The following is a 12396-nucleotide window of genomic DNA, read 5'->3' as shown; positions in this document are numbered from 1 at the left end:
TTGCCGCAAAGATAAATGCAAGTTATTAGTAAACCTAAAATCATGATTGTGTAAAAAATACATCGGCTTATCAAAAAATCACTAATTTCACATCCTTTTTAAAAAAAGACCGCTCCACAAATATTCAAAGCATGAAGGCCATCATACCGGTTGCAGGCGCAGGCACTAAACTTCGCCCGCATACATACACACAACCTAAAGCACTGATACCGCTTGCCGGAAAAACAATACTCAGCATAATAATCGACCAGTTAAAAGACGCAGGCATCAACGATTTTGTTTTTATTATTGGTTACCTGGGCGAAAAGATACAGGACTACGTTAAAGAAAAATATCCCCAGCTCAATTGCCATTTTGTATTGCAGAACGAACGCCATGGTACCGGGCATGCCATTAACCTTACCAAAGAAATTATCGGCGACGATGAAATACTGGTGGTACTGGGCGACACCATTGCAGAATATGATGTAAAGGAAGTGATCGGCACTGCTTACTCTATGCTGGGCGTTAAAAAAGTGGATGATCCCCGCAACTTTGGTGTGGCAGAAATTGACGAGGATGGCTTTATAAGCCGTGTGGTAGAAAAACCGGCCATACCCAAAAGTAATATGGCCCTGGTAGGCGTATATAAAATTAAAGAGACCAGCTTCTTATTTTCCTGCATACAAAAAATAATTGCTGCCGGTATTAAAAGCTACGACGAGTTCAACCTGACCGATGCGCTGGAGTGTATGATACAGAATGGCGTACGCTTCAAGCCATTTAAAGTGCAGAACTGGTTCGACTGTGGTAAAAAGGATACGTTGCTGGAATCCAATGCTACATTGCTGAAAAAATTTGGCGGCAATATAGAAGAGAACCATTCTTTCGAAAACACAATTATAATTCCTCCTGTGAGCATCGGTGAAGGCTGCGATATTAAAAATTCGGTTGTGGGTCCCAATGTGGCCATTGGCGAATATTCCAAACTGAATCATGCTATTATCAAAGACTCCATTATCGGTTCTTATTCCAATCTTTTTGAGATCGTATTGAACACTTCCCTTATCGGCAGTGATGCGGAAGTAAGGGGTGTAAGCCGCAGTCTGAATATTGGCGACAATACCGCAATTGACCTGGGCGGTGGTACAAAAAGCTGATCTGATCCTGTTATTACGGTAAAAAACCTTGGATTTGTAAAATAAAACCTTTTACTTTGCGTTTCAAAGTACTTTTTATGGCATGCATAAAAAGTCGGTAAAATACCAAACCATCATGCAGAACCGGGTAACCAATTTATTCAACATTGAATATCCCATCATACAGGCGGGTATGATATGGGCCAGTGGCTGGAAGCTTGCCAGCGCTGTGAGCAATGCCGGCGGGCTGGGCCTGATAGGCGCCGGCAGCATGTACCCCGAAGTGCTGCGTACCCATATTCAAAAATCCAAAGCCGCTACCAGTAAGCCTTTTGGCGTAAATGTTCCCCTGCTTTATCCCGATATTGATCAACACATTGCCATTATTATAGAAGAAAAAGTGCCCGTTGTTTTTACTTCGGCGGGTAATCCAAAAACCTGGACGGGGATTTTAAAAGATAATGGTATCAAAACAGTGCATGTGGTAAGCAGCAGTAAATTTGCCCTTAAAGCACAGGATGCAGGCTGCGATGCAGTGGTGGCGGAGGGTTTTGAAGCAGGCGGGCACAATGGAAGAGAGGAAACCACTACGATGGTATTGATACCTGCTGTTTGTTCAGCTGTAAATATACCGGTTATTGCAGCGGGTGGTATTGCAACGGGACGGCAGATGTTAGCGTCTATGGTGCTGGGCGCCGAGGGCGTGCAGGTGGGCAGCCGGTTTGTGGCCAGTGATGAAGCATCCTCGCATATTAATTTTAAAGAAGCGGTGGTTCGATCTGCAGAAGGAGACACCCTGCTTTCCTTAAAACAATTAACGCCGGTAAGATTATTAAAAAATAAATTCTTCGACCAGGTGCAGCAGGCAGCAGCGGAATGTGCCGACACGGATGCATTAAAAACACTTTTAGGAAAAGGCAGGGCCAAGAAGGGCATGTTTGAAGGCAACCTGGAAGAAGGAGAACTGGAAATAGGGCAGGTAAGCGCTTTGATAAACAGTATAAAACCTGCCGCCGACATTGTGAAAGAAATATGGAACGAGTTTGAAATATCATTACAACAGCCACTGAAATAAAATAGTATCTTTGCCATCAAATTTTTGAAAATCAACCCCCAACAAATGCAAGTAAACGAAGGAACAATAGGTCGCTATATACAAAAGCTATTACTAATATTTTCATTAATTTTTTTAGTTTTCATCAGTAAGGCGCAATCGCAGCCGCCGGTTGATCCCAACAATCCCAATCTGCCGATCTTGCCTACACAAATGGATCCCGGTCAGTTGAAGACCGTTCTTGCAGACAAAAATCCAAACCCAAAATCAACCATTGGCGCTGAATTGAACGGAGCGCTTGCGAAGAAGATCAACACGGATAGTCTTGTAAAAGAAAGCACACCGCAATCTGCCAACGTTACTGAAACCACTTATGGTATGCAATTGTTCAGGAGTGGTGCTGTTGCAACCATTACCGATCTTTCCACACCGCCGTTGGACTATCCAATTGGTGTATACGATCAGATCATTGTATCACTGTGGAATGGTGCAGAAGCAACTTTGGATTATACAGTGGCAAGAGACGGTTCTATTTTTCCAACTGGGTTGGGTAAAATATACCTTCAGGGTTTGACCTTTGAGCAGGTAAGGTCATTGATCATTCAGCGTTTTAAATCCTATGTTCCTGCTACCACTAATATTACCGTATCATTGGGACAGCCCCGTACTGTTTCTATCAATGTTGCAGGTGAGGTCAATAAACAGGGGCCGGTAACGGTATCTGCATTTACCAATGCTTTTAACGTTATTGCACTTGCAGGCGGGCCAACAGATCTTGCTGATCTGCGTGATATCCTGATCAAGCGTAATGGCAGGGTTATCGATCAACTGGATGTATATAAATATCTTACTACAGGAGATTTTGGTAAACATATTTACCTGGAAAATAATGATTTTGTAATAGTGCAAACGGTAAAGAAAAGAGTGAAGGCAGAAGGCAGGTTCAGAAGGCCCATGTACTATCAGCTAAAAGATGGTGAGGGCATGAAAGCATTGTTGAAATTTTCAGGTGGCTTGCAAACAGACGCATTTTCCAGCGGCGTTAAAGTATACAGAACAGAGCTGGAACAGCAGACTATTAAAGATGTAAATGCCACAGCAATTGTAAATCCTACCAACGACCCACGGTTACGGGACCAGGATTTTGATCTGCAGGATGGAGATATTGTAAAAGTAATTGCAGTAAATCCGGGGCTTTTAAATAAAGTGGAAATAAAAGGAGAGATATCTTACCCTGGTCAATACGAGATCAGGAAAGGAGACAGGTTATTTGATCTGATCAACAGGGCCGGTGGTATTACAAGGAATACCTATCTGCCACGTGCTTATATTTTCCGTGGTGGTGGAGATAGCACCAATATTAAAACCAGCAGGGTGGATGTAAACCTGAGCGGTATTACCAGCAACGATACGGCCAGTATTTTCAATGTACCTATTTATACTAACGACCAGATATTGTTATTCAACAATAACCAATTTGGCGACAGGCAGTATGTGGAGATATTTGGTGAGGTAAGAAAAGAAGGAAAGATAAACAAGTACGGCGGTATGACACTTCAGGATCTGCTGTATTTAGCAGGAGGTTTAAAGCAATCTGCAGAATATGGAAGGATCGAGATAGCGAGTGTGCTCGACCTGGATTCGGCAAAGAGAGAACAAACACCTACAAGGGTAATTTTAAAACAAATAAAAGTATCTCCCAACCTCGATATTGATACGGCTTCTGCAAACATTGTTTTAAAACCTTACGACCAGATATATGTACGTAAAAATCCAACTTTTGAATTGCAGGAACTGGTGCAGATCAATGGCCTGATCAAATATCCCGGACCTTATCCCCGCCTTGGAAAATACGAACGCCTTTCATCTTATATTGAAAGGGCTGGTGGTATAAAAGAAAATGCTGACCTGAGTGGCGCTATTTTATACCGGAAAAAAACACAATATTTCCGTGACAACGTAACCAAGCACGTGAACTCACTGACAGATTCGCTGGGCGGCATCATACTGGATTCAGCGCAGGCAAGCATAAACGAAGTCTCGCAGGAACCTGTAAGTATCGATCTCTTTAAAGCGCTTAAATATAAAGAATCTAAATACGATATTATTTTACAGGAAGGCGATATCATATTTGTACCGGAGATCAATCCTTTTGTAAGTGTAAAAGGTACCGTACAATCACCACTTAAATTAACCTTTGATAAAGAACATACCAACCTATTGTATTATGTAGATAAAGCGGGTGGTTATGGCCGTAGGCCATGGAAGAGCAGGATATTTGTACAATATGCCAATGGAAAAAGCAAACGTACCAAAAACCTTTTCTTCTTCCACTTTTATCCGAAGGTTGCAGAAGGAAGTACAGTAAATGTTCCATTCAAAGCAGAAGGTAGCCAGGTGGTTGATATTGTTAAACAGGCAGGATTGTCTATAGTAACCATTGTTACCGGTGTTTTGGTAGCCAAAGTAGTGAGTGGCCTGTAATAACTAACCTAATATCTATCAGATGAACAATATTGAATTAGTAAAAACAATTGTAAAACGCCTGAAAAAATTCAGCTGGCTGATAGCGCTTATAGCTATAGCATTCGGCGGATTGTTTTATTTTATGGCCAAGCAGGGAGTGCCTGTTTATACATCTAAATCAACCGTATTCCCGCTAAACAGCACAAGCGATAATAATATTTCGGGTTCGGCGATCAGTAATATATTAGGATTGTCTGATGCGCCAAAGTCTTTTAGTGGTGAGGCATCCATCAATATTGTGGAGTTGGCTACCAGCCGACGTACAAGGGAAGCCGTAGCGAGGACCAAGGTTACCACTATGAATAATAAAACCATCGGGCAGTTATTAATAGAAGAGAATAACAAGCATATTGGTTTTATGCAGAATGAAAAAATACTGGCGGATATTACAGATACTACCAGGGTGATCAATATTGCCAGCAATATTTTAAAAGGCGCTTTTTCGGCCAAGATCAATAAAAATGGTATACTGGAACTGTACTTTACCAATACCAACCAGGAGATAGTAAGAGAAGTGAGCTATGTGTTCATCGAAAAAATATCTGATTTCTATATTGATCTTAAAAAGAAAAAAGCACAGATCGATTACCAGTTTGCAGTTAATAAAGCCGACTCCTTATTTAAAGTGTTAAATGGCCTGGATGAACGTGCGATAAAGCTGGATGAGACCACTTTTTTTACCAACAACGAATTGAAGCGTTTCAGTATCCCTAAAATAAATCTTGACCAGGATAAGCAAACCGTACAATCGCAATATTATTACGCGGTAAATAACAGGGAGGCTGCTGCATATAAACTGCAGAAAGAAACACCTATCATTGAAGCGCTGGATAAACCCGAAGGGCCTTATGATATGGAAGCCAAATCAACCAAACTGTATATTATTATAGGCCTTTTATTAGGGTCTTTCATTGGCGTAATTGCAGTAAGCTGGAAGATCATCAGCAATTACCTGGGTAGTGAGTTGAATAAAGCCATTGAAAAAGCAGCAAAGCCCAAAGAGCAACAACCACAGCAGCAACCCGCAGCTGCAAAAGTGTAAGGGGTTTTAAAATTATTAAAAAAGGCATGTTGATCAACATGCCTTTTTTGTTTTGTAGCGCTCAGTTATTTCCTGAAAGCCCACTTCATCATTTCTTTCCAGCTGGGCTTTTTGCCATACATTAAAATTCCGGTTCTGTATATCCTTGCTGCAAACCAGGTGGTGAACATAAATCCTGCAACGAGTAATGCCATTGATAATCCTAATTGCCACCATGGCACTGTATTGGGTACACCAAACGGAATCCTCGCCATCATTACAATGGGCGAACTGAAAGGGATGATGCTGGCCCATACAGCTACTGAACTGTTGGGATTGGAGATGGCCGGCGTCATCAACGCAATTGAAAAAATAATGAGCATGGTAATGGGGAAGCTTAATGATTGCGCTTCCCGCATATCTTCATTGATAGCGCTGCCGATAGCTGCATACAAGGAAGAATAAAAAAAGAATCCTGCGAGTAAATAAAATATAAAACAACCTACCACTAACGGAATATTGGTACTGGTAAATACAGATTGTATAGTGCCTACCATTTCGGAAGTAGCGCCACCGCTGCCAGAGTTTTTAGAAACATTGTAAATAAGAAAAATACAGGCGATCCAGATAAGGAATTGTGTTAATGCCACCATACCAATACCAATGATCTTACCGATCATTAACTGGAAAGGCTTTACAGAGGAAACCACCACTTCGGCAATACGGTTTGTTTTTTCTTCAGTAACACCCATCATTACCTGGCTACCGTACAGTAATAAAATAAAATACATTAAGAAGCCGCTTACATAACCTATTACAGTAGCAATTCTATCGTTACCATTTTTATTTTTTTCATTATTTAGCTTCAGATGTACTTCATTATTTAAAATTCCCCTCTTAACACTGTCTAATTCAAGGCTGTCGTTCCTTACTTTCTTCCACATTTCATTGATCTTTTTTTCAATAGGCACGATAGCACCCATACCAAAGGATTTTTTAGTATTTACCAATATCGGAGTGCTGTCAATACCAGTCTTCCAGCTAAATCTTTTCGGTATTATTACATATGCATCGTATCCTATCGAATCGAAATGCGTTTTAAAATGCTCTGTTGCTTCAGGTAATAATTCTATATGGTTCGACGGCTCGCCGGCATTAATGTTTTGCACAACGTTTTGTGTAAATAAGCCCGACTCGTCGATCATTGCGATCTTCATGTCTTCTCTTGTTTTATCTGCAATGTATCCAGTGCCAAATATCAATCCCAGGTACAATAATGGAAACAGGATCGTACCGATAATGAAAGTTCTTTTTCTTACCCGGGTAAGAAATTCGCGTTTTATAATTAAGATTATTTTTTTCATGTTGCTGTAGTTAAGGGTTGGTTACAGGGTTACTTTTTCAAATTGACGTGCAGTAGGTGTGCCTTCCACCAGTTTAATAAAAATGTCGTTGAGCGAAGGCAATATTTCTTTAAAGGAAATGATATTACAACCCTGGTTCATAAAATATCCCAACACATCGTTGGCTTTATAGCCTTCGTTGATCTTTACCGTCAGTTCCTGTTTGTTACTGCCGATCACTTCAAATGCAGCACTGTTGATAGTTGCTGGCATATTTTCCGCCTGTATACCATATAGATTTTCTTTAAAATCCTGCTTTACGCCGGTAACAGTTCCGTCTAAAATTTTCTTTCCTTTATTTACCAGTACAATATTGTTGCAGATCTCTTCCACCTGTTCCATACGGTGCGTACTGAAAATAATGGTAGTGCCATTTTGTGCAAGGCGGTAAATCTCATCCTTTATTAAATTAGCATTGATGGGATCCAGGCCGCTGAAAGGTTCATCTAAAATGATCAGGTCCGGTTCGTGTAAAACTGTAATTACAAACTGCAGCTTTTGCCCCATGCCTTTACTAAGGTCTTCTACTTTTTTGCCCCACCAGCTTTCCATTTCCAGCCTTTTGAACCAGTCCTTTATTTTATGCATGGCTTCGCTTTTGCTGAGGCCTTTTAATTGCGCCAGGTACAATGCCTGTTCGCCGATCTTCATTTTTTTATACAAGCCTCTTTCTTCGGGCATATAACCTATAAGCCTGGCGTCATTCTCGGGGTCAAACTTTTTTCCTTTCAGCATGATCTCCCCGGCGTCAGGATAAAAAATACCGGTGATCATTCTTATTAAAGTTGTTTTACCGGCGCCATTGGGGCCCAGCAAGCCAAAAATATTTCCTTTGGGAATCACCATGCTGATATCGTCAACAGCTTTTTGGGTGGCGAAATATTTTTTAAGATTGTGCAGTTCTAAAATATTCATCAGGGGTGTTTTATATTCAAATGTAAAGTATTGTCAAAATAAATCAAACCAGTATCATGGAATGGCGGTTTTTTTACAGGTGGTAAATTCACCTGTATCAATGATATAATTACAATAATGAAATATATTCAGGAATTTACTGCAGCCACCTGCAATGCCACTCTTTGTCCATCCATCGCAGCACTTACAATGCCACCGGCATAGCCGGCGCCTTCGCCACAGGGATATAGATTTTTTATTTGAGGGTGCGTAAGCGTATCACTGTTACGGGGAATACGTACCGGCGAGGAAGTGCGGCTTTCTGTTGCCACTACTACTGCCTCGTTGGTAAAATAGCCGTGCATTTTTTTTCCAAATTCAATAAAGCCTTTGGCCAGCGACTGGTACACGAATGCCGGTAGTACTTCTTTTAAGGATACTGCATTCAGTCCTGGCTGGTAAGAACAAACAGGCAGGGAAGAAGATGCTTTTCCATTACTGAAATCCGTCATTCTTTGTGCAGGTGCTACAAATTTACCCCCACCACTATTATAACATTGCTGCTCCACCATTCTTTGAAATGCCATTAGTGTAAATGGGTTCTTTTCATCAAATGCTTCGGCGCCGGGCATTGCATGTTTTTTCATTGCTTTTACAGCATCTTCCAGTTCTACCTGCACCACCATACCGCTGTTGGCAAAGGGATTGTTTCTTTTAGAAGGGCTCCAGCCATTCACCACCAGCTCGCCGGGATCGGTGGCAGCCGGTGCAATAATACCACCAGGGCACATGCAGAAGGAGAATACGCCCCTGCCATTTACCTGCTGTACCAGCGAATAGGATGCGGGTGGCAATAGTTCATTCTTCGCATTGCTTTTATATTGACAACTATTGATCAGCATTTGCGGATGCTCGATACGCACACCCAATGCAAAGGGCTTGGCTTCTATTAATATTTTTTTGAGGTGCAGTAATTCAAAAATATCCCTTGCACTGTGGCCGGTAGCCAGTATAAAATCATCGGCCTCAAAAGTATCGCCGTCGGCAGTTTTTACGGATACTATCCTGTCTTTTTCAAGGATGAGATCGATCACTTTTTTCTCAAATAAAAATTGTCCGCCGCAATCCATTATTTGCTGCCGCATTGCGGTGATGATGTGCGGCAATTTATTGGTGCCGATATGCGGATGTGCTTCGTACAATATTTTTTCTTCGGCGCCAAAATGTACAAACAGGTTGAGTATTTGATCGATGTCGCCTCTTTTATTGCTGCGGGTATATAGCTTTCCATCGCTGTAGGTTCCGGCGCCGCCTTCACCAAAGCAGTAATTACTTTCTGTGTTCACTATACCTTCCCTGTTAAGTGCAGCAAGGTCGCGGCGGCGGGCCCTTACATCTTTCCCTCTTTCTAAAATAATGGGCTGAATGCCTTTTTCTATTAATTGCAGCGCTGCAAAAAGACCGGCGGGACCAGCGCCAATGATCACTGTTTTTTTTGTGGCCCTGCTTACGTCTTTAAAATTAAAATGCTGTATGGATCTTTGCTGAAAAGGCTCGTCGATAAATGCATTTACAGTAAGGTTTACCCAGATAGTTTTAGCCCTGGCGTCGATGGATCTTTTAAGCAGGTGAAAACCGGTAATGGCAGTTACTTTTTTGCCGCTGCTGGCCGCTATATATTTTTTGATGATGGACTCATCCATTGCTTCGGAAGGAAGCAGTTTGAGAGAGAGCTTTTGTTGCATATATGGAGCCGGATAGTTATTCCGGAATTTTTTACGCTTTATTTAATTACTATGGGCCTGTTTAAAATGGCAGGTCGTCCACAGCATCCGGTGGAGTGGAGGAGAAAGTATCCAGTGGTTCCAGGTATTCGTTGTCGGTTTTTGCTGTAACACCCGGTTGTAGTATCTGCTCAATTCTCCAGGCATCCAGGTTGGTGATATAATTCACCTTACCGTCTTTTTCCCATTTGCTGCCCTTGATATTGAAGTACACTTTTATCTCATCACCAATGTTCACCCTGTCTACAATATTGGTCTTATCCTGTACACACTGAAACTTTACATAGTTAGTGATGGTACGGCCATTGATATCATCCGTTTTTTCAACGGCGAATTCTCTTGTCTTAAATGTTTCTGTACGCTGCACAATGTCGTACTTGGCAACTAATTTGCCGGTTAATTCGTAACTCATATTAATAATTTAGTATGCCAAAAATAGTTCTATTTATTGATAATTTTTTTATTCTGGTTTTTGTAGCACTGTTGATCAAAAATAACTATCTTCCTGCTGAATTAACCGGCAATGCATAATCAAGAACTGGATCCTTTTTATGCAGGCAATATCCTCTCCCCGAAAATACGGCTGTTTTAAAATCCTCTTATTGTAATACCTGCTGCAACAGGCGGGATGGTACCGGACAGTTTGACCTGACTCAAAAAGTGATGTGAGTTAGATAAAAAATAATTTGCGTGGCTATATACTGATAAAATTGAACAATAACAAAATTGACAAGAAAAAAATTAGTAAAATGCAGTTTTTTGCAACCGTGAAATGACCCCCGCGCTGCGTTTTTACAACCAAAAAAATGTAAAAAACCAATACTGTGATGACTTCGAAAAAAACAATTGAATAAAAAATTTTTTTTTCAATAATTTATTCGATATTCGCTGTCCTGCTAAAAATTATTTTCAACTAAAAATGACTATAATTTCCACAGGAAATCCTCCAAAAAACTATTCTTTACTCAACAATATATAAATTGCTTAAGCACTGATGGATAAAGCGTTTGAAAAAGTATGGGCTAATTGTTTAGAGATCATCAAAGACATTGTTGAATGGCAACATTTCAAAACATGGTTTGAACCTATTAAACCGGTTGCGCTTAAAGAAAAAATTTTAACCATACAGGTGCCAAGTCAGTTTTTTTATGAGTACCTTGAAGAACATTATGTTTCGCTTTTAGCAAAAACATTAAAAAGAGAATTAGGAAAAGAGGCCCGGCTGGAATACAGGATAATGGTGGATAGCGGTAACAGTAAAAACAAACCGCTTACAATGGATGTGCCGGGGCATGGTTTTAAATCTTATTCAAATAACGAAATGGATTTTCCGCTGGTAGTAAACAATCCTGTTAAGAACCCTTTTGTGATTCCGGGTCTTAAAAAGATGCAGATCGATCCGCAGCTTAATCCCGCATATACATTTGATGCATTTATTGAAGGCGATTGCAACAGGGTGGCACGCCGCGCCGGTAAAACAGTTGCCGAAAAACCAGGTACCACTTCTTTTAACCCGCTGGTAATATATGGCGGTGTTGGTTTGGGTAAAACCCACCTGGCCCAGGCAATAGGAAATGAGGTGAAAAGACTGCACACTAATAAAGTGGTGCTGTATGTGAGTTCCGAAAAATTCATCAACCAGTTCATCGATCACAGCCGTAACCAGGCCATCAACGATTTCATTCATTTTTATCAATTGATAGATGTGCTCATCATTGATGATGTACAATTCTTTAACCGTGCAGAAAAATCGCAGGAAGCTTTCTTCGCTATTTTTAACCACCTGCACCAGAGCGGCAAGCAGCTGATATTGACCAGCGATAAACCGCCGAAAGACCTGGAAGGTGTACAGGAAAGATTGCTGAGCCGTTTCCGCTGGGGCTTGAGCGCCGACCTGCAGGTACCGGATTACGACACCAAGATAGAGATACTGGAAAAGAAGATGAAGAACGATGGGTTGGATATGCCCCGAGAAGTGGTAAAGTATATTGCTTATAATATTAATAGTAATGTAAGGGAATTGGAGGGTGCATTGATATCATTATTGGCACAATCTTCGCTTAATAAGAGGGAAATAGACTTGGAATTGGCGAAAAAAGTATTAAGAAATTTTGTGAAATCTTCCAGCAAGGAAATCACCATTGATGCAATACAAAAAATGGTGTGTGAGTATTTTGATGTGCCTTATGATAAGCTGTTGCAAAAAACCCGTAAAAGGGAGATTGTACAGGCAAGGCAGATCACGATGTTCCTTTCCAAAGCATTTACCAAAAACTCTCTTAAAACAATCGGGGAACATTTTGGGGGCAGGGACCATACTACGGTGATACACAGTTGCCAGACTGTAAAGGACCTGATGGATACCGACAGTCTTTTTAAAGAAAGCGTGCTGGAATTACAGCAAAAAGTACAATTAGCTGCTATGTAAATCTTATTGATACCTTTTAAAAGATCCAGGCCTGCCGGTCTGGATCTTTTAATTTCCAGGCATATCGTTCTCCGGCAGGCAAATAGGGGCCTGTAGAAAATTAGTTGGGCTTTTGGGGAAATATTTACGCTAAAAAATACATTTTGTTTTGGGTAATAACGCACGGAA

General features: G+C 40.9%; 9 protein-coding genes. 5 read left to right on the top strand and 4 right to left on the bottom strand.

The features are described 5' to 3' along the window. The first annotated feature begins 131 nt into the window (after nt 1-131). From QM738_RS01805 to QM738_RS01790, 4 genes are all read left to right on the top strand, one after another. The gene (locus QM738_RS01805) at nt 132-1139 is read left to right on the top strand and encodes a sugar phosphate nucleotidyltransferase (protein ID WP_462274967.1); all 1008 of its coding nucleotides are present in this window, start codon (nt 132-134) and stop codon (nt 1137-1139) included. A gap of 82 nt (nt 1140-1221) precedes the next feature. Further along, a complete protein-coding gene (locus tag QM738_RS01800; protein ID WP_462274966.1) occupies nt 1222-2193 on the top strand; it encodes an NAD(P)H-dependent flavin oxidoreductase in 972 nt (323 codons plus the stop codon). 45 nt (nt 2194-2238) lie between these two features. Then, entirely contained in the window at nt 2239-4656 is a 2418-nt protein-coding gene (locus QM738_RS01795; protein ID WP_462274965.1) for an SLBB domain-containing protein, read from the top strand. A gap of 22 nt (nt 4657-4678) precedes the next feature. Continuing rightward, nucleotides 4679-5740, top strand: a complete 1062-nt coding sequence (locus tag QM738_RS01790) for a hypothetical protein (RefSeq protein ID WP_462274964.1) — start codon at nt 4679-4681, stop codon at nt 5738-5740. Nucleotides 5741-5805: 65 nt separating this feature from the next. On the opposite strand, the gene QM738_RS01785 is transcribed toward QM738_RS01790, so the two are convergent. From QM738_RS01785 to QM738_RS01770, 4 genes are all read right to left on the bottom strand, one after another. Beyond that, on the bottom strand, nt 5806-7083 hold the full coding sequence (locus QM738_RS01785) for an ABC transporter permease (RefSeq protein ID WP_462274963.1): 1278 nt from the start codon (nt 7081-7083) through the stop codon (nt 5806-5808). Between the two features lie 21 nt (nt 7084-7104). Then, nucleotides 7105-8037, bottom strand: coding sequence for an ABC transporter ATP-binding protein (locus QM738_RS01780; protein WP_462274962.1), 933 nt, complete (start codon nt 8035-8037; stop codon nt 7105-7107). 128 nt (nt 8038-8165) lie between these two features. Further along, entirely contained in the window at nt 8166-9761 is a 1596-nt protein-coding gene (locus QM738_RS01775) for an NAD(P)/FAD-dependent oxidoreductase (RefSeq protein ID WP_462274961.1), read from the bottom strand. A 61-nt stretch (nt 9762-9822) separates the two neighbouring features. After that, the gene (locus QM738_RS01770; RefSeq protein WP_462274960.1) at nt 9823-10212 is read right to left on the bottom strand and encodes a DUF3127 domain-containing protein; all 390 of its coding nucleotides are present in this window, start codon (nt 10210-10212) and stop codon (nt 9823-9825) included. Nucleotides 10213-10794: 582 nt separating this feature from the next. On the opposite strand from QM738_RS01770, the gene dnaA reads away from it, so the two are divergent. Next, nucleotides 10795-12228 carry a chromosomal replication initiator protein DnaA gene (dnaA, locus tag QM738_RS01765; protein ID WP_462274959.1) on the top strand — a complete coding sequence of 478 codons (1434 nt, stop codon included), beginning with the start codon at nt 10795-10797 and terminating at the stop codon, nt 12226-12228. Nucleotides 12229-12396: the final 168 nt, after the last annotated feature.

It is taken from the genome of Ferruginibacter sp. (genome assembly GCF_049840995.1).
Lineage (GTDB): Bacteria > Bacteroidota > Bacteroidia > Chitinophagales > Chitinophagaceae > Ferruginibacter.
The sequence above is the reverse complement of the archived record's forward strand: the minus strand, read 5'-3'. Positions and strand labels throughout refer to the sequence as shown.

What these genes read in the sequence shown, in the direction of transcription:
- QM738_RS01805 (WP_462274967.1), top strand. Translation starts at nt 132, where the DNA reads ATGAAGGCCATCATACCGGTTGCAGGCGCAGGCACTAAACTTCGCCCG.
- QM738_RS01800 (WP_462274966.1), top strand. Translation starts at nt 1,222, where the DNA reads ATGCATAAAAAGTCGGTAAAATACCAAACCATCATGCAGAACCGGGTA.
- QM738_RS01795 (WP_462274965.1), top strand. Translation starts at nt 2,239, where the DNA reads ATGCAAGTAAACGAAGGAACAATAGGTCGCTATATACAAAAGCTATTA.
- QM738_RS01790 (WP_462274964.1), top strand. Translation starts at nt 4,679, where the DNA reads ATGAACAATATTGAATTAGTAAAAACAATTGTAAAACGCCTGAAAAAA.
- QM738_RS01785 (WP_462274963.1), bottom strand. Translation starts at nt 7,083, where the DNA reads ATGAAAAAAATAATCTTAATTATAAAACGCGAATTTCTTACCCGGGTA.
- QM738_RS01780 (WP_462274962.1), bottom strand. Translation starts at nt 8,037, where the DNA reads ATGAATATTTTAGAACTGCACAATCTTAAAAAATATTTCGCCACCCAA.
- QM738_RS01775 (WP_462274961.1), bottom strand. Translation starts at nt 9,761, where the DNA reads ATGCAACAAAAGCTCTCTCTCAAACTGCTTCCTTCCGAAGCAATGGAT.
- QM738_RS01770 (WP_462274960.1), bottom strand. Translation starts at nt 10,212, where the DNA reads ATGAGTTACGAATTAACCGGCAAATTAGTTGCCAAGTACGACATTGTG.
- dnaA (WP_462274959.1), top strand. Translation starts at nt 10,795, where the DNA reads ATGGATAAAGCGTTTGAAAAAGTATGGGCTAATTGTTTAGAGATCATC.